This window comes from Thioalkalivibrio versutus (genome assembly GCF_001999325.1).
Lineage (GTDB): Bacteria > Pseudomonadota > Gammaproteobacteria > Ectothiorhodospirales > Ectothiorhodospiraceae > Thioalkalivibrio > Thioalkalivibrio versutus.
This window is the reverse complement of the sequence record NZ_MVAR01000004.1, coordinates 26,685-44,074: the sequence shown is the minus strand read 5'-3', so window position 1 is coordinate 44,074 and position 17,390 is coordinate 26,685. Positions and strand designations below refer to the sequence as shown.

General features: G+C 65.9%; 19 protein-coding genes. 5 read left to right on the top strand and 14 right to left on the bottom strand.

The features are described 5' to 3' along the window. Positions 1–109 precede the first annotated feature (109 nt). The 5 genes from B0684_RS01275 (at position 110) to B0684_RS01255 (ending at position 4,228) form a co-directional block, all read left to right on the top strand. Positions 110–946 (top strand): cobalamin-binding protein, encoded by an 837-nt coding sequence (locus B0684_RS01275; protein ID WP_018650089.1) that lies wholly within the window; start codon positions 110–112, stop codon positions 944–946. Between the two features lie 139 nt (positions 947–1,085). Next, positions 1,086–2,057: a FecCD family ABC transporter permease gene (locus B0684_RS01270; protein ID WP_018145607.1), complete on the top strand. Its 972-nt coding sequence runs from the start codon at positions 1,086–1,088 to the stop codon at positions 2,055–2,057. Then, complete coding sequence (locus B0684_RS01265) at positions 2,057–2,923, top strand: ABC transporter ATP-binding protein (protein WP_018650088.1); 867 nt, start codon at positions 2,057–2,059, stop codon at positions 2,921–2,923. The genes B0684_RS01270 and B0684_RS01265 overlap by 1 nt, the downstream gene beginning before the upstream one ends. Before the next feature lie 5 nt (positions 2,924–2,928). Next, positions 2,929–3,294 (top strand): hypothetical protein, encoded by a 366-nt coding sequence (locus tag B0684_RS01260; RefSeq protein WP_018650087.1) that lies wholly within the window; start codon positions 2,929–2,931, stop codon positions 3,292–3,294. 85 nt (positions 3,295–3,379) lie between these two features. Then, positions 3,380–4,228 (top strand): pirin family protein, encoded by an 849-nt coding sequence (locus B0684_RS01255; protein ID WP_018650086.1) that lies wholly within the window; start codon positions 3,380–3,382, stop codon positions 4,226–4,228. 327 nt (positions 4,229–4,555) lie between these two features. On the opposite strand, the gene B0684_RS01250 is transcribed toward B0684_RS01255, so the two are convergent. From B0684_RS01250 to B0684_RS01185, 14 genes are all read right to left on the bottom strand, one after another. After that, positions 4,556–4,951, bottom strand: coding sequence for a VOC family protein (locus B0684_RS01250; RefSeq protein ID WP_018176741.1), 396 nt, complete (start codon positions 4,949–4,951; stop codon positions 4,556–4,558). Then, positions 4,948–5,448 carry a 2-C-methyl-D-erythritol 2,4-cyclodiphosphate synthase gene (gene ispF, locus B0684_RS01245; protein ID WP_018169848.1) on the bottom strand — a complete coding sequence of 167 codons (501 nt, stop codon included), beginning with the start codon at positions 5,446–5,448 and terminating at the stop codon, positions 4,948–4,950. The genes B0684_RS01250 and ispF overlap by 4 nt, the downstream gene beginning before the upstream one ends. After that, positions 5,445–6,191 carry a 2-C-methyl-D-erythritol 4-phosphate cytidylyltransferase gene (ispD, locus tag B0684_RS01240; protein WP_026313048.1) on the bottom strand — a complete coding sequence of 249 codons (747 nt, stop codon included), beginning with the start codon at positions 6,189–6,191 and terminating at the stop codon, positions 5,445–5,447. Before ispD ends, ispF begins: the two co-directional genes overlap by 4 nt. Then, positions 6,184–6,591, bottom strand: a complete 408-nt coding sequence (ftsB, locus tag B0684_RS01235) for a cell division protein FtsB (RefSeq protein ID WP_018176739.1) — start codon at positions 6,589–6,591, stop codon at positions 6,184–6,186. The genes ispD and ftsB overlap by 8 nt, the downstream gene beginning before the upstream one ends. 190 nt (positions 6,592–6,781) lie before the next feature. Then, positions 6,782–8,059 (bottom strand): phosphopyruvate hydratase, encoded by a 1,278-nt coding sequence (gene eno, locus B0684_RS01230; protein ID WP_018145599.1) that lies wholly within the window; start codon positions 8,057–8,059, stop codon positions 6,782–6,784. A gap of 66 nt (positions 8,060–8,125) precedes the next feature. Continuing rightward, positions 8,126–8,968, bottom strand: a complete 843-nt coding sequence (gene kdsA, locus B0684_RS01225) for a 3-deoxy-8-phosphooctulonate synthase (protein ID WP_018169851.1) — start codon at positions 8,966–8,968, stop codon at positions 8,126–8,128. A 61-nt stretch (positions 8,969–9,029) separates the two neighbouring features. Continuing rightward, positions 9,030–10,697 (bottom strand): CTP synthase, encoded by a 1,668-nt coding sequence (locus tag B0684_RS01220; protein WP_018650085.1) that lies wholly within the window; start codon positions 10,695–10,697, stop codon positions 9,030–9,032. A 105-nt stretch (positions 10,698–10,802) separates the two neighbouring features. Further along, positions 10,803–12,479: a SpoIIE family protein phosphatase gene (locus B0684_RS01215; RefSeq protein ID WP_018650084.1), complete on the bottom strand. Its 1,677-nt coding sequence runs from the start codon at positions 12,477–12,479 to the stop codon at positions 10,803–10,805. Next, positions 12,479–13,285 carry a GGDEF domain-containing protein gene (locus B0684_RS01210; RefSeq protein ID WP_018169854.1) on the bottom strand — a complete coding sequence of 269 codons (807 nt, stop codon included), beginning with the start codon at positions 13,283–13,285 and terminating at the stop codon, positions 12,479–12,481. The genes B0684_RS01215 and B0684_RS01210 overlap by 1 nt, the downstream gene beginning before the upstream one ends. A gap of 59 nt (positions 13,286–13,344) precedes the next feature. Then, on the bottom strand, positions 13,345–13,737 hold the full coding sequence (locus B0684_RS01205; RefSeq protein ID WP_018169855.1) for a DUF1987 domain-containing protein: 393 nt from the start codon (positions 13,735–13,737) through the stop codon (positions 13,345–13,347). Further along, positions 13,737–14,327 carry a SiaB family protein kinase gene (locus tag B0684_RS01200; RefSeq protein WP_018145593.1) on the bottom strand — a complete coding sequence of 197 codons (591 nt, stop codon included), beginning with the start codon at positions 14,325–14,327 and terminating at the stop codon, positions 13,737–13,739. Before B0684_RS01200 ends, B0684_RS01205 begins: the two co-directional genes overlap by 1 nt. After that, positions 14,320–15,045 (bottom strand): substrate-binding periplasmic protein, encoded by a 726-nt coding sequence (locus B0684_RS01195; protein ID WP_018169856.1) that lies wholly within the window; start codon positions 15,043–15,045, stop codon positions 14,320–14,322. Before B0684_RS01195 ends, B0684_RS01200 begins: the two co-directional genes overlap by 8 nt. Positions 15,046–15,143: 98 nt before the next feature. Further along, positions 15,144–16,340: a tRNA lysidine(34) synthetase TilS gene (gene tilS / locus B0684_RS01190; protein ID WP_018650083.1), complete on the bottom strand. Its 1,197-nt coding sequence runs from the start codon at positions 16,338–16,340 to the stop codon at positions 15,144–15,146. A gap of 76 nt (positions 16,341–16,416) precedes the next feature. Beyond that, positions 16,417–17,382: an acetyl-CoA carboxylase carboxyltransferase subunit alpha gene (locus B0684_RS01185; RefSeq protein WP_018145590.1), complete on the bottom strand. Its 966-nt coding sequence runs from the start codon at positions 17,380–17,382 to the stop codon at positions 16,417–16,419. Positions 17,383–17,390: the final 8 nt, after the last annotated feature.

Genomic DNA, 17,390 nt, shown 5'->3' with positions numbered 1-17,390 from the left:
AGGCGCTTGAACAACCAATCCAATGCGACTGTAAACAATGCAATTTTGGACTTCCCGAACTCCACTGCTCGCTTGCCTCCTGGGCGTGCTCTCAACCCCGCTGATCGCAATGGCGGACTCAATCACGGTCACCGACGACGATGACCGCGAGGTCCATCTGGAGCAGCCTGCCGAGCGCATCGTCAGCCTGGCGCCGCACATCACCGAGGTGCTGTTTGCCGTGGGTGCGGGGGACCGCATCGTGGGCGCAACGCAGTACAGCGATTATCCGCCCGAGGCGGAGGCCATCCCGCGGATTGGCGGTTACAGCCGGATTGACCTGGAACGGGTACTGGAAAGGGACCCCGATCTGGTGATCGCGTGGAAGAGCGGCAACTCCGCCTCCCAGGTCGAACGCCTGCGCGAACTGGGACTGCCGGTGTACGTATCGGAACCACGCAGCTTCGAGGGTGTGGCCTCGAGCATGCGGCGCATGGCCACGCTGGCCGGCACGCATGACCAGGGCGAGGCTGCGGCAGAGGACTTCCTGGGCCGAATGGACGCGCTGCGCGCCACGTACGGCGACCGGGACCCGATTCGCGTGTTCTATCAGGTGTGGGAGCAACCGTTGATGACGGTCAATGACGACCACCTGATCGCGGCGGCCATCGCCGTCTGTGGCGGCGTGAACGTGTTCGGCAATCTCGACCGCCTGGTGCCACGCATTGGCCGCGAAGCCGTACTGGATGCCGACCCCGAGGTCATCATCGGCGGCGGCATGGGCGAGGACCGCCCCGACTGGGTGGTCGCCTGGGGCCAATGGGAAGATATGACCGCGGTCCAGCGCGACAATCTGTTCTTTATCCCGCCCTCGCTGCTGCAACGCCATACCGGACGCATCGCCGAAGGCACTGCCCTGATGTGCGAAGAGCTCGAACGCGCCCGCGCACGCCGTCCCGCCCCATGACCATGACGGTCCGCCTGTCAGTCTCTCGGAAAGGATATCGCGGGACACCAATGAAGGAGCGTTGTACGTACGCTGAAGGCAGCGCTCCCGCCGTTCCGGCAACCTACCGCTTCGCCCGCCTGGAGCGGAGGGCTACCGCTTGACCCGTTCGTTCCTCCTGGCCCTGGGCGTGCTGTTGCCCGCGTCTGTGCTCTCCGTTCTGGTGGCACTGGCCTACGGCAGCGTGCAGATTCCGTTCCCTGACCTGCTGAGTGTCTTCTTCGGCGAGGCCTCGCGACTGCACAGCACCTTGGTACTGGATCTGCGCCTGCCGCGCGCGCTGGCCGCGTTCGCCGCCGGCGGGTTGCTAGGCCTGGCCGGAGCGCTGATGCAGGTCCTGCTACGCAATCCACTGGCCGATCCCTACGTGCTGGGGCTCTCCGGCGGCGCCTCGGTGGGCGCCTTGCTGGCGATGCTCGCGGGGCTGTCCATGTTCTCGGTCTCGGCCGCGGCCTTCGTGGGCGCCCTGCTGTCCACCATTCTGGTGTTCGGCCTGGCCCACGGCACGGGCAGCTGGACCCCGACCCGCCTGCTGCTGACCGGTGTCGTGGTGGCCGCCGGCTGGGGCGCGATGATCAGCTTCATCCTCGCGGTCAGCCCCACCGCGGAGCTCCCGGGCATGCTGTACTGGCTGATGGGCGACGTCTCCCATGCCCGCAACCCCTACCCGGCCTGGGGCGTACTCGTGGTCGTCGCCCTGCTCGCCCTGCCATTTGGGCGCACCCTGAACGTCCTGGCGCGCGGGCCGATGCAGGCCGCGGCCCTCGGAGTGGCCGTGCGCCCGGTGGAATGGACGATCTACGTCGTGGCGGCCCTGATCACCGCGACTGCGGTCACCCAGGTCGGCGCCGTCGGCTTTGTCGGGCTGATCGTGCCGCACATGCTGCGTCTGATCTTTGGCAACGACCAGCGCGTGATCCTGCCGGCCTCGGCCCTGGGCGGGGGCATCCTCCTCACCCTGGCCGACACCCTGGCCCGGACGATCATTGCCCCGGAACAATTGCCGGTGGGCGTCATCACCGCGATGCTGGGTGTCCCGGTGTTCCTGTTCCTGCTCTACCGGAGCCGCTGATGCCGCGTACGCCTCCCCCAGCCCCCGCGGCGACCCAGCCACACGACACGCCGGGCCTGGGCGCACGCAGCGTCCACCAGGAACCGGGGCCCAAGACCCTGCTCGCGACGCATGACCTCGTCATCGACGTGCCCGAGCGGCCGCCCGGTTCGCCGCTGGACCTGACGGTGGATCCGGGCCAGTGCTGGGGCATCCTGGGCCCGAATGGGGCCGGCAAGAGCACCCTCCTGCAGACCCTCGCCGGCCTGCGGGCCGCGCGTGCCGGAACCATCAAGGTCAAGGGACAATCCATTGCGACCCTCGCCCGCGCAGAACTGGCCCGTCGCCTGGGCCTGGTCTTCCAGACCCACCACGACGGCTTTCCCGCCACGGTGCTGGAGACGGCCCTGATCGGACGCCACCCGTATCTGCGGCCCTGGGATATCGAGTCTTCCGAGGACTACGCCCGCGCCCGGGCGGCGCTCGCGGCGATGGATCTCGCCGACCTCGAGGACCGCATGGTGGACACCTTGTCCGGCGGGGAACGCCAGCGCCTGGCGATCGCAACCGTGCTGACGCAGGACCCCAGCCTGCTCCTGCTGGACGAGCCCACCAGCCAGCTGGACCTGCATCATCAGGTGGCCGTGCTCAACCGCGTGCAGGCCATCGTCGGGCAGGAAAACCGAGGCGCGGTGTTGGTCCTGCACGACGTCAACCTCGCGGCGCGCTACTGCGATCACTTGCTACTGCTGTTTCCTGACGGACAGGCATGCTGGGGGCCCACGGCCACCATGCTGGTGCCCAGCGCACTGGAACGCCTGTACAACCAACGCCTGAGCGTGGGTGAGGTGGACGGCCTGCCCGTCTTCCTGCCCCGCAACGAGTAGTCCCCATGGAATTCTTCCGCACCCTGCATTCCGACCTGGATGCCGAAAACCTGCAGCGAAGCCTCACCGTGTCCGCATTACCCGACACCAGTGCCGCGATCGATACGCTGATCGCCGACGAGGGCCCTGATGCCGGCGTCGTGTACTGCCTGTGGGGCGAGTTTCGCGTCCATCGGGAAGTCATCAACGGTGGCGTTCGCTTTTCCCTGCCGGAATGCCCGAATGGCCTCGCCTGGACGTTGACCACGGGTCATCCGCCCGCCGCGCACGCCGTCATCCTGCACCTGACCATCAATCGCCAGGAGCACGACCCGGACTTCGTCGAGAGCCTCGAGGCGTTTGTCGATTCCTGGGAGCTCCCCGTGCCCTGACAGAAGGCTCCATGAAGGGAAACGATGCAATTTTCTTTTCGTTTCATGGTCGGTATGGTGCAGATCTGTTGCGAAGGAGAACGCCATGAACCCGACACCGCCGGACAGCGTGAAGACCTCTCATCCCACCCAGGACGGGGCCGGGGTGAAGATTCGGCGCATCCATGATTTTAGTGGCGGGCTGGATCCCTTCCTGATGCTGGACGAACTGAAGGCCAGCGCGCGCGAGGACTACATCGGCGGCTTCCCCTCGCACCCGCACCGCGGTTTCGAGACGCTGACCTACCTGGTCCACGGCGGCCTGACTCACGAGGACTCCATGGGCAATCAGGGCCGCGTCGAGGCCGGCGAGGCCCAGTGGATGAGCGCCGGCCGCGGTGTGATCCACTCCGAGATGCCGCTGCTGGATGCCGACGGCCTGCACGGCTTCCAGCTTTGGGTAAATCTGCCCGCCGCGCGCAAGATGGACCCGCCGCGTTACCGCGACGTGCGCGCCGACGCGATGCGCCACCTGCCGGAAGACGACGATTCGCTGCGCTTCAAGGCCATTGCCGGCTCCTGGCAGACCAGCGCCGGGGACACCGAAGGCGCGCTTCCGCAGATCGGCGAAGGCGCCGCCATGGCCGATCTCACGCTACCGGCCGGCTATCGCCTGTCGCTTGCGGTGCAACTGGAAGATCGCGTGCTGGCCTACGTGTTCGACGGCGAGCTGACCGGCCTCGGCACGGGCCAACTGGGCGTCTGGCACGGCCACACCCAGGTCCACCTGATCGCGAAGCAGGATGCCCGGGTACTGCTGTTCAAGGGGCGGCCGCTGGGCGAACCGATCGCCCACTATGGCCCGTTCGTGATGAACACCTCCGACGAGATCGAACAGGCCATCAGCGACTACCAGTCCGGCCAGCTCGCCGCCGAACCGGCCAGCATGGACTGAGCTCGAGCCAGCCCATCATCCCGTAAGTTCCTCGCGCGAATCCCCCTCTCCGTCATCCCGGAAACCGCGCAGCGGTTATCCGGGATCTCACTGCGTGGAACGAGCCCCGACCCGCTGTCTCGCACCCACGCAGAAGACCCCGGCTCTTCGGTTCGCTACGGCTGCGGTGAAGGGGCTTTGGGAGCCAAGGTCGCTATGGATGGCGTCGCGGGCCACCCAGCTAGGCTTGGGAGTGGATCCGGTGATCCCACGATTCGTTCCGTGGCGAAGGATGGCCCCGCAACGGGTGCAGGGGCGCTGGGTCGTGACCGGCCCCCGGGTCCGGCCTCAGCCGCCTTCCTCGATCAGCTCGATGGCGTTGCCGTCGGGATCGCGCACGAATGCGGCCGGGCGCCCGGAACGACTGCGCTCCACGGCAATCCCCGCCCCTTCCAGACGCGCTGCCAGCGCCTCCAGGCCACGGACGCGCAACGCCAGATGACGGTCCTGACCGCAGCGCACGCCGCGCTCGGTCGGATCGGGGTTCGGCACCTGCAACAGATGCAGAGCCTGTCCGCTCCCCAGGTCATACCACAGACCGGGAAAGTCGAGATCCGGGCGTTCCAGTGGCACCAGGCCGAGCTGCTCCCCGTAAAAGGCCGCCGCCACCCGCGTGTCCGCAATCACCAGGCTTGCATGATGCAAACGCAGGATGCCGGGTTCTACCCGCTTCGCCGAAGTCATACCCGCATCACCCCCGAGGCCGGTTCGAGCAACACAATAGCCTGGGCCGCCACCCCTTCCTTGCGCCCGGTGAAGCCGAGGTGCTCGGTGGTGGTCGCCTTCACGCTGACATCGGCGATATTCAGTGCGGTATCGGCTGCCAGGTTTTCGCGCATCGCGCGGACATGCGGTGCAAGCTTGGGCGCCTGCGCGATCACCGTGGTGTCGATGTTAACCGGGCGCCAGCCGGCCCCGGCCACTCGTTCGAGCGTCTCCCTTAGCAGGACGCGGCTGTCCGCCCCTCGAAACGCCGGATCGGTATCCGGAAAGTGCAGGCCAATATCCCCCAGCGCCGCGGCGCCCAGCAGGGCGTCACACACCGCGTGGATCAGCACGTCCCCATCCGAATGGGCCACGAATCCACGCTCGAACGGGATGCGCACGCCACCGAGTACCAAGTGGTCGCCTTCGCCGAAGGCGTGTACGTCGAAGCCCTGGCCAATCCGCAAGCCGCTCATGCGCGAAACCCGCCTTCCAGGCGTCCCTGCTGCATCAGATACAGGCGAGCAAGCTCAAGGTCTTCGCTGCGGGTGATCTTGATGTTCATCGGGGAGCCCTCGATCAGCCGGGGTGCCTGGCCCAGGAACTCGATGGCGCTGGCCTCGTCCGTCACCGGATGCCCCTCGGCACGCGCCTGCGCGTTGGCCGTGCGGAGCATGCCCAGCCGGAACATCTGCGGGGTCAGGGCCCGCCAGACCCGTTCGCGATCCAGCGTCCGTTCGACCTTCCCGGCACCATCGCTCCACTTGATGGTATCGGTGCTGGGACTGGCGAGCAGCCCACCCACCGGATCGTCACGCAACTCGTGCAGCAGCCGGTCCACATCCGCTAGCGGCAGACAGGGTCGTGCCGCGTCATGCACCAGTACCCAGTCGTCCTCGTGCGCCCGTTCGGCAAGGAAGTCGAGCCCGTTCTGGACCGAATCCGCGCGCTCCGCCCCTCCGGCCGCACGGAACAGCCGCCCGCCGGCCAGCGGCAGGTCCAGGGCATCCGGGTCGACGTCCGGACCGAGTACCAGAACCACCCCGCGAATCCGCGGGTGTTCGAGAAAGATCGACAGGGTGTGGGACAGGATCGTGTGCGATCCGAGTGTCAGGTACTGCTTCGGACGGTTGGATCCCATGCGTCGACCGATGCCAGCCGCCGGGATCAACGCCCAGTACGCTGGCTCCCGAGTCGGCACGTGTTCCGCGTCAGCCATCAAAGGGGTCCTCGGGTGGCAGGGTGTCGGTGGCCGGCTCGGCATCCTCCGGGACTTGCGAATCCGGGCCCGGATCGGTCTCTCCGGCCGGGCCCGGTAGCGGCTCGACCTTCAGTCTCGCTGGCTCGTCCTCGCCCACCACGAAGAAGAAGATCTCGTCCTCGCGGATCATCCCCAGATCGCGACGCGCTCGCTCCTCGACCGCCGCGGTACCGCCGCGCAAATCGCGCACCTCGGCCTCCAGAGCCTGGTTGCGTTGTTCCAGCTCGGCATTTGCGGCTTGCTGTTGCGCAACCTGATCGCGCAGATCGCGAACATCGCGCCAACTCCCCTCGCCCAGCCACAGGGGCCATTGCAGGGCCAGCAGCACGAGGGCCAGACCGATCAACAGGCCGCGCATCACCCGCACTCCGTATGGTTGAACAGAGAAAGCCCTCGCCCGCGCAGCGCGACAGACGCGACAACGTGGAGACGAGGGCTTTCGCAAGTGGCCGGCATGCCCGGCATTCTACGAGCCCCTGACGACCGGGGACAGGAACCGCGCCGCAGGCTGAGGACTGCGTGGTGACCAAGGCCGTCCCGGGTCTCGATCAGCGCCCGAAGGTGAACGCCGACATGCCCGGATAGGTCGCCCGCGAACCCAGGTGTTCCTCGATACGGATCAGCTGGTTGTACTTGGCGACCCGATCGGAACGCGACAACGAACCGGTCTTGATCTGGCCGGCGCGCGTGGCCACGGCCAGGTCCGCGATGGTCACGTCTTCGGTCTCGCCCGAGCGATGCGAGATCACTGCAGTGTAATTGGCCTTGCGCGCCATCTCGATGGCTTCCAGCGTCTCGGTGACCGTGCCGATCTGGTTGAGCTTGATCAGGATGGAATTCGCAACGCCCTTGTCGATGCCTTCCTGCAGGATCTGGGTATTGGTCACGAACAGGTCGTCACCCACCAGCTGCACGCGATTGCCCAGGCGCTCGGTCAGCGTCTTCCAGCCGTCCCAGTCATCTTCGGCCATCCCGTCCTCGATGGTCAGGATCGGGTACTGGTCCACCCAGTGGGCGAGATACTCGGAGAACTCGTCGGCAGAGAAGGCCTTGCCTTCGGAATCGAGGTGATAGCGCCCATCCCGGTAGAATTCGGAGCTGGCGCAGTCGAGGCCGATCCAGATGTCCTCGCCCGCCTTGAAGCCGGCGTTGTGAACCGCTTCCAGGATCACCTCGATCGCGGCGGAGTTGGACGGCAGGTCGGGCGCAAAACCGCCCTCGTCGCCCACCGCCGTCGCCAGCCCGCGCTTGGACAGCACCTTTTTCAGCGCGTGGAAGACCTCGGCGCCGTAGCGCACGGCCTCGCGTACCGAGTCCGCCCCCACTGGCAGGATCATGAACTCCTGCATGTCCACGCTGTTATCGGCGTGGGCGCCGCCGTTGATGATGTTCATCATCGGTACCGGCAGCAGCGTGGCGTCGTCGCCGCCCAGGGTCTCGAACAGTGGCTGTTCGCGATCCGCGGCCAGGGCATGCGAAGTGGCCATGGACACGGCCAGCAGGGCATTGGCGCCCAGGCGTGCCTTGTTGTCGGTCCCGTCCAGTTCCAGCATGCGGCGATCGACCGCGGTCTGATCCAGCTCCATCCCACGCAGTGCGTCGCGGATCTCGCCGTTCACGTGGCTGACGGCCTTCAGCACGCCCTTGCCGCCGTAACGCTTTTCGTCGTCGCGCAGTTCCAGGGCCTCGCGGGCCCCTGTGGAGGCACCGGAGGGCACCGCCGCTCGCCCCATGGCGCCGGAATCCAGGACAACATCGGCCTCGACCGTCGGGTTGCCCCGAGAATCGATGATCTCGCGGGCGTGAATCTCCGCAATCTTGGACATGCTCTCTCCTTGAAAATACCCGCCCGGACGGGCCCGTCCGGGACGTTTTATCGATTCTTTCGGTCGTTACCCGAGACCGTACTCCGCTTCCGCAAACGGCTGCGCCTTGGCGGCGGCGTCCAGCGCCTTGAGCGTCTGCAACAGCTCGGCCATCTTCGGCAGCGGCCAGGCGTTGGGGCCGTCGGACAGGGCCTTCTCGGGATCCGGATGGGTTTCCATGAACAGGCCGGATACGCCAGCGGCCACCGCCGCCCGTGCCAGCACCGGCACGAATTCGCGCTGCCCGCCGGAGCAGGCGCCCTGCCCGCCCGGTTGCTGCACCGAGTGGGTCGCGTCGAAGACCACGGGGCAGCCGGTCTGACGCATCTGGGCCAGGCCACGCATATCGGAGATCAGCGTGTTGTAGCCAAACGAGACCCCGCGCTCGCAAACCATGATCTGATCGTTACCGACCTCGCGGGCCTTGTCCACGACATTGCCCATGTCCCAGGGTGCGAGGAACTGGCCCTTCTTGATATTCACCGGCCGGCCCTGACGCGCAACGTTCTGGATGAAGTTGGTCTGCCGACAAAGGAAGGCCGGGGTCTGCAGCACATCAACAACACTGGCGACTTCGTCCAGCGCAGTGTCCTCGTGGACATCCGTCAGGATCGGCACGCCGATCTCCGACTTCACTTTGTCCAGGATGCGCAGGCCCTCTTCCATGCCCAGCCCGCGGAAGCTCTTCGTCGACGACCGGTTGGCCTTGTCGAACGAGGACTTGTAGATGAACGGAATGCCGAGATCGTCCGCCATCGTCTTCAGCGCGCCAGCCGTCTCCAGGGCCATGGCCTCGGATTCGATGACGCAGGGGCCGGCAATCAGAAAAAAGGGCCGATCAAGGCCGACTTCAAAACCGCAAAGCTGCATGCTCTGTCCTGTCTGGTGGCCGCCACCCTCCGGGTGCGGCCACAAAAAAGCGAACGGGCGCCTATTCCGTCAGCGCCGTGGTGGTTTCCGGTTCGCGGGCATCCTGGTAATCCCGGGCGGCACACACAAACGCGGTGAACAGCGGGTGGCCATCCCTTGGCGTCGAGGTAAATTCCGGATGGAACTGGCAGCCCACAAACCACGGATGGTCGGCCAGCTCCACAGCCTCTACCAGTTCGCCGGATTCCGAGACCCCGGAGAGTCGAAGACCTGCGGCCTCCAGGCGTTCACGATAGGCGTTGTTGAATTCGAAGCGATGACGATGGCGTTCTCCCACCACTTCGCGACCATAGGCCTCGGCAATGCGTGACCCCGGGGTCAGGCGCGCGCTCTGGGCGCCGAGACGCATGGTGCCACCAAGGTCACTGTCGGCATCGCGCCGCTCGATGCGGCCTTCCTTGTCCTGCCACTCGGTAATCAGCGCGATGACGGGATGCGGCGTGTCGGGGGCGAACTCGGTACTGTGCGCACCTTCCAGCCCCACCACATCCCGCGCAAACTCGATGACCGCCACCTGCATACCCAGGCAGATTCCAAGATAGGGCACATCGTTCTCGCGGGCGTAGCGCACCGCGGCAATCTTGCCCTCCACGCCGCGTTCACCGAAGCCACCCGGAACGAGGATGGCATCCAGGCCCTCGAGTTCGCGAACGGCCTCGTTCTCGGCCCCTTCCAGCTTTTCCGAATCGAGATAGCGAATCCGGACCCGGGTACCCGCCTGGATGCCCGCGTGGGTCAGGGCTTCGTTCACCGACTTGTACGACTCGGTCAGATCGACGTACTTGCCGATCATGCCGACCGTCACCTCGGACTCCGGGAACTCCATGGCATTGACCACGTGCTTCCAGTCCGAAAGGTCGGCTTGCGGGACCTCGATATGGAGTTTGCGCAGCACGATCTCGTCGAGCTTCTGCGAATGCAGCCACAGCGGGATCTTGTAGATGTTGTCCACGTCCACTGCAGAGATGACCGCCTTCTCCTCGACGTTGGTGAACAGCGCGATCTTGCGCCGTTCACCCTCGGGGATCGCCTGGGTGGAGCGGCACAGCAGGATATCCGGCTGGATACCGATGGAGCGCAGTTCCTTGACCGAGTGCTGGGTCGGTTTGGTCTTGATCTCGCCGGCCGCCTCGATATAGGGCACCAGCGTCAGATGCATGAACAGGGCGTTGTCGTGCCCCAGCTCCACGCCCATCTGACGGATCGCCTCGAGAAACGGCAGGGATTCGATGTCACCGACCGTGCCGCCGATCTCGATCAGGGCGATGTCGGCGTCGCCGGCCCCCTCGTGGATCGAGCGCTTGATCTCGTCGGTGATGTGCGGGATGACCTGCACCGTGCCGCCGAGATAATCCCCGCGACGCTCCTTGCGGATCACGTTCTCGTAGATCTGCCCGGCGGTGAAATTGTTGCGGCGCGAGGTGCGAATGCGCACGAAGCGCTCGTAGTGCCCGAGATCCAGGTCCGTTTCGGCGCCGTCATCGGTGACGAACACCTCGCCATGCTGAAACGGGCTCATGGTGCCGGGATCCACGTTGATGTACGGGTCCAGCTTGAGCAGCGTCACCTTGAGGCCACGCGCCTCCAGGATCGCCCCCAGCGAGGCGGATGCAATACCTTTGCCCAGAGACGAGACCACGCCTCCGGTAATGAAAACAAAACGCGTCATGCGGGAAACCTGGCTGGGAGCTGACAAGCACCCTGCCCCGGTTCGCACACGCAATCCGGGGCAGGCGGAAAACCCCTGAGAGAGTACCAGAGCACCCGCCCCCGCTCAATCGGAAGGTGGGGGCAGTGCCTCGTTTCCAGCCCGGGATGACAACGGCCGGAAGGCCACCAGGGTCATATCGTCACGCCGCGGCTCGCCGTCGCGATAATCTTCCAGCACCCGGACCACGGCATCGATCTTGGCCGACAGATCGCGGCCACTCTTGTCCGTCAGCACCTGGCGCAACCGCCGCCGACCAAACAATCGCGGCGGCTCTCCGCCGACATGATCGTGCACGCCATCGGTGATCAGGAAGAATTCGGTGCCCGGCTCCACGTCGACCTCGTGGTCAACGGGCTGGGCCGGTTCCAGGCTGCGGTAGCCAAGGCCGCCGCGTACGCCCCGGATCTCCTCGACCTCGCCGCCGCGGTCGATCAGCAACGGCAGCCCGACCCCGGCAAAGGCCAGCTTGCGGTCCTCCGGACGATACACGCAGACCGCGGCCTCCAGCCCGTCGTCCGAGTCGGAGTCATAGCCATCCTGACGCAACCGCGAGCGTACCAGTCGGTCCATCTCGCGCAGGATGGCCGAGGGCTCCAGCAAGCGGTGTTCGTGCAGGATGCGATCCAGCGCCGAGGCCACCACCAGGGTAATGAATGCACCCGGTACACCGTGGCCGGTGCAGTCCGCCACCACCAGGATGCTGTGTCCGTCGATGGCCTCGACCCAGAAGTAGTCGCCACCCACCAGGTGCAGAGGCTCCCAGTAGATCTGCACCTCGTCCATGTGACCATCGAGGGAATGCTTGTCCGGCAGCATGGCGGTCTGGATGCGGCGAGCATAGCGGATGCTCTCCACCACCAGGCGATTACTGCGTTCAAGCTCACGGTTGGCCTCGTCCACCTTAGCCAGTGCCCGTTCCGTCTCGGATTTCTCGGCCTCCAACTGCCGGGTGCGGTCCTCGACGCGCCGCTCGAGGTCCGCATTCAGGGCCTTGAGCTCGCCCCGGGCCCCGTCGCGCGCGTCCAGCCCCGCCTGAAAGGCCCGCAGCAAACGATCCAGCGAACGCCCCAGCGCCCCCAGCTCGTCGTTTTCGTGATGGCCCAGGCGCGGCATCGGCCAGTGCGCGGGCTGCTCCGGATCGGTGTCCGCCACCGCACGCGAAATCTTCAACATCGGACGGAGCATCAGCAGATAGAACAGTACAACCACCACCAGAGAGACGATCACCGCCTGGGTCACACTGGTAACGACCCCGGTCTGCAGCCGGTTGACGAAGGCCCGCCCCAGCACGCCGGGGTCCAGTTCCACGCGCAGGACGCCCACGCCCTGGATATTTCCGCGGGTACCAGGGTGGCGCAGCTCACGCTCATGGGTTTGCAGATCACCGAAGAGCCAGTGCGCCCATTCGCCACCGGTCTGGGTGCGTTCCTGGGCATCCTCCGCAAGGGTGTTGCCAAAGTCGTCGAGGATCTCGACCCGCCGGATCTTATCGAATACCAGCAGGCCCTGGACCAGGGAATCGGCCTGGGCGGCGCTCAACTGGAAGGCCGCCTCGGCGGCGGGTGGTTCTACCAGGCGTTGCAGACGGTCGATCTGTTCCCCGGTCTCGGCCCGGAAGGCATGCCAGTCTGAGGCAATGACATAGGCGCTGCTGAGAAGGCTCAGCGCCAGCGCCGCCAGCAGCGTGGCGACGGCCAGCTTGGCGACAAGGCTACGATTCCGGCGGGTGCCGCCCGCCATCACCCGCGTTCGCCGTGCATTTGCACGATGACACGGTTGCGTCCCTCGTTCTTGGCCCGATAGAGCAGGTCATCGGCCAGAGCCACCAGCTCGCCCGCGTCCGGCCACGGGTTCGTGGTGATAACCAGACCAATGGAAACCGCCAGCGCGAGCGGTTCGTCCTTCCAGTGCAGCGATGCATTCTCCACCGACGAGCGAATGCGCTCGGCCAGCGCGACTGCCGCTTCGGAATCCAGATCCGCCGCCACTACCAGGAATTCTTCCCCACCCATGCGCCCAGCGTACTGTTCCGCCCCCAGCTCGCCCCGCAGGATGTCGGCAAAGCTCTCGAGGGCGAAATCGCCGGCGGCATGGCCGTGGGTGTCGTTCAACGCCTTGAAGTCGTCGAGATCCAGCATCATCACGGTGAGCGAACGCGATTCCTCACCGACGCTATCCGCCATGCCCTCCACGCAGTCAATCACCCGGCGACGCGAGAACAGGCCGGTCAGGGCATCCTCCAGCGCCAGGCGCTCCAGCTCGGCCGTCAGGCGCTCGCGCTCGCGCACCTCGTCGGACAATGCATTGTTGAGCTGTGCCAGGTGCTCCGCCTGCTCGCGCAACTGGCGGTTGGCCTCCTGCAGATCCGCCTGCATGCGGTCGCTCATGCGCATCATGCGACGCTGCGCCCGATAGCTCTCGGAATAGGCCTTGGCGAGCACCTTCACGCCATCGCCTACCGCATCCAGCGCCTCGAGCATCTGCTCGGAGCGCTGCATGACGGACTTTTCCTGCTCGAACAGGGAGAAGTCCGCGAGCCTCTCCATTTCCTGGCCCTCCCGTGGCCGGGTAGCAGGATTCATCGGGTCCTCTCGGGAGGGGGCCTTCATGTCAGCGGACACATTCGATAGTCAGCGTGTTCGAAATCCTCGGAGAAGTCCTCGCCGAACTCCTCCATGGTCTCGTCGTCATCGTGGTAACACCAGTTGATCCGCACCTTCAGACCCGACTCGGCGCCCTCTTCCAGGATCTGGAACATGTTCATCAATGCCTTCGCAGTCGAACTGTTGAAGTAGATCATTTCCACGGTGAACTCCACCTCGTCGCTGGCCCGGTCCTCGATCGCCTGCCGCAACCCCTGAGTCAGCGGGCCGTAGAAGTTCGCGGCATCTTCCGGATACGACTCGCCGGACAGCCGGTACTGCCCCGCCGCGAAATCGAAAACGACGGCCGGGGTGCGGTCGGTTGCCTTGTGTTCAATGGTCTCGACGACTGCCATCAGATATAGGCCTTCAGGACAAAATAGGATTGCGCATCGGAGAGATGCTGAAAGTCGAACTGGATTGGCTCGCTTGCCCGGCGTGCGATCTCGATCAGGCCGATGCTGCCGCCCTTGCTGCCTTCGTCCGGTGGTTCCCGCAGCTTTTCCTTGTAAAAGCGGCGCAACTCATCGCTGTCCATGCCCGCGAGCTCACGCAGGCGCACGGCCAGGGTGTCGGCATCCTTGCGCCCGATCACGTTGCCGCAAATGACGAAGAAGCGGCCGTTTTCCGACCCGACGGTAATCATCCCGGAGCTCAGCTCGACGGGGGGCTCCGCGTCGTGCTCGATACGCTCCGCCGAATAGCGAATCACGTTCTGCACCTGTTCCACGAATACCGAAAAGACGCGGTTCACGGTCTTCGTATCGGTGGACTCCAGTCGGATTTTCTGCCGCAGTGCATCCCCCAGGGCCTTCAGGATGCCCTCGGAAATGTAGCCAGTGAACGAAAAGATGATCCCGCGCCGCGTCATGTTGCGCTGAAAGCCCAGCACCTCCTCGGCGATCAGGGCCGACGATTCCGTCCGGGCCTCGGCTGCGTCAGTCATTGCGCTCTCCATTGCTGTCCAGGACATCCTCCACGATGGCCGCATAGCGCCCGTCCGCACGCATCGCATCCAGTTCCTCCTGCATGCGATCCAGCGGGGCTCGCGCGGTTTCCGGGTGGCAGGCCAGGGACATCACGGTATCGTTGAAGGCGAACAGGGACCGGAGTTCACCGATCCCCTCCTGACGGGCATACCACGGGGCCAGATGTTCACCGCTGACCCATACATCGATCCGGTTGGCCGCAAGCTTGCGCGCATTCAGCCGGTCATTCGGTGCGGTATCCACGGGGATGCCCCGGCCCTCAACGAAGAGCGCCACGGCATCGTCTCGATAGCCCCCGACGCGGTAGCGTTCCAGATCCTCCAGAGACTGCGCGTCCACATCGGACCCCTCCAGCACGAACGCATGCCACTGGTTTTCCACGAGAGGACCGACCCAGGTGAACAGGTCTTCACGTTCGGAGGTGCGCGTGGTGGAAAAGACGCAGGTACCAGGGTCCGACTGAGCCTCGGCGTAGGCCCGACTCCACGGCAGCAGGCGGATCTCGGCGTCCACCTGGGCGACATCCAGCAGGGCATCCATCACCCGGATGGAGATCCCGTCCAGCTCGCCGGTTTCCGTCTCGAAATTGAACGGGGGGTAGCTCTCGGTCGTGAGCATCAGCGAGTCCGCGGCCAGAGGCGCGGCCAGCAACATCCCGGCCGCCAGCACCCCCATGCCCGTACGTCGTCCGCATTGTGCCGCGAAACCTGTCACGTACCGCTCACCCGCACCCCTGAATACGACCCAAGAATTGTCCGATTTGGACAGGCGCGTCAACTCCCAGCGTGAACCAACCCGGGCCAGAGCACCGCCACAATCGCTCCATCCAGCTGACACAAAAGCGGAACCCGGTTGCGTTCCCAGGGGGCGATCCCGCGCTCCTGCATCAGCTTTTTCAGGGATCGGCGCCCGGCGGGGGTGGCGACCACCTCGCCCCCGCTTCGATAGCTAACGGTGAGGGCGGCCTCGCGGTCAACGCCGAGCCGCGGCAGCATCTCCCGGGTCAGGCGGCGCCCGTCTGCCAGAATCAGTTCCGGCTGACCGGCCGGCCAGGGCTGTTCGGGCGGCGGACCCGCAGCCTCCTCCTTCGGCCCGGCGTGCAGCTGATCGCGATAACGCCGCATCCATCCGCCATCCCATTCCACGGCGGGGGAGGCCTCGGGGTTGTCCACGAGGACCTGGCGCAGGAATTCACCCAGGCGGTCGTGGCCGGGCGGCCGAAGGCCCTGCTCGCGCAGCCAGTACCGTAGCAGGCCACGCTGGTTATCCGCGTCGAGCCCGCGCAAACCCTGAAGGTCCAGGCTGCCGGTCAGCCGATCCCGCACTTCTTCCAGAAGCTCGCCGAAATGCTGACGGAGCTGGCCGACCGCCTCCTGCTGCCAGGCAGCAGCGCGCGCCAGCCCGGCCGCGCCATCAAATCGCTCCCGCAACAAGGGCAGCACCGACTGGCGCAGGAAATTGCGGTCGAATCGGGGATCTTGATTGCTGGGATCGTCATACCAGTCGAGGCCCTCCTGCTCCGCCAACGCGGCCAGTGCCTCGCGGGGCAGGCCCAGCAAGGGTCGCCCCAGCCAGGTCTCGCCCTCGCGGCGCAGCGGCCGCATCGCCTGCAGCCCTTCGGGCCCGCTGCCGCGCAGGGCGGCCAGCAGGAACGTTTCTGCCTGATCGTCCGCATGCTGCGCGGCCAGGATGATGCCCGTAGCGTCCAGCCCTTCGCGCAGCATCGCATAGCGTGCCTCGCGCGCCGCGGCCTCCACGCCGGAGCCACGGGTGTCGAGTGAGCCGAGGGTACGGAGCCGGAACGGGCAGTTCAGTGCCTGTGCAAAGGCGCGGCAGTGCTCGACCTGCTCGCCGGAGTCCGGACGCAGGCGATGATCCACGTGCATGGCCTCGAGGTTGGGGATACCCAGGCGCACCGCGGCGTGGAGCAGCACGGTCGAGTCGAGACCGCCGCTGAAGGCGATGCGCACCTGGCGATAGCCGGGATGCGCCTGGAGGAAGTCCCGCAGCGCCGCGGCTACAGGATCGAGCGCCCCGGCACCGGGATCAGGAAGCGGCTTCCTGGAAGGCACCGTAATCCATCAGCCGGCGATAGCGCCGCTCCAGGCGCTTGCCCGGGTCCAGCCCTTCCAGGCCGTCCAGGGTTTCCAGAAGCGCGGCGCGCAGACTGGAGGACATGGTGTCGGGGTCGCGGTGGGCACCGCCCAGGGGTTCCGGCACGATGCGGTCCACCAGCCCCAGCTCGCGCAGCCGTTCCGATGTGATGCCCAGGGCCTCCGCGGCCTCCGAGGCCTTTTCGGCGCTCTTCCAGAGGATGGAGGCACAGCCCTCCGGCGAAATCACCGAGTAGGTCGAGTACTGCAACATCAGGGTGGCGTCGCCCACCCCGATCGCGAGGGCCCCACCGGAGCCGCCTTCGCCGATCACCGTGGCGATGATCGGCGTGTCGAGGCGCGCCATCACTCGCAGGTTGCGCGCGATGGCCTCGCTCTGGCCACGTTCTTCCGCCCCGACCCCCGGGTAGGCACCCGGCGTGTCGATGAAGGTGAGCACGGGCATGCGAAAGCGCTCGGCCATCTCCATCAAGCGCAGGGCCTTGCGGTAGCCCTCCGGACGCGGCATGCCAAAGTTGCGGTAGACCTTGTCGCGGGTCTGGCGTCCCTTCTGGTGCCCGATCAGCATCACCGGCCGTCCGTCCAGGCGCGCCACGCCGCCCACGATCGCCGGGTCGTCGCCAAACGCCCGGTCGCCATGCAGTTCCTCGAACTCGTCGAACAAGTCGGGAATGTAATCAAGGGTGTAGGGTCGCCGCGGATGCCGCGACATCTGCGAGACCTGCCACGGGGTCAGCTTGGCGAAGATGCTCTCGGTCAACGACCGGCACTTGCCTTCCAGGCGCTGGATCTCTTCCTGGATGTTGACCTCGGCATCGTCGCCGACATAGCGCAGATCGCGGATCTTCGCTTCCAGTTCGGCAATGGGCTGTTCGAAGTCGAGAAAGTCCGGATTCATGCAGGGTC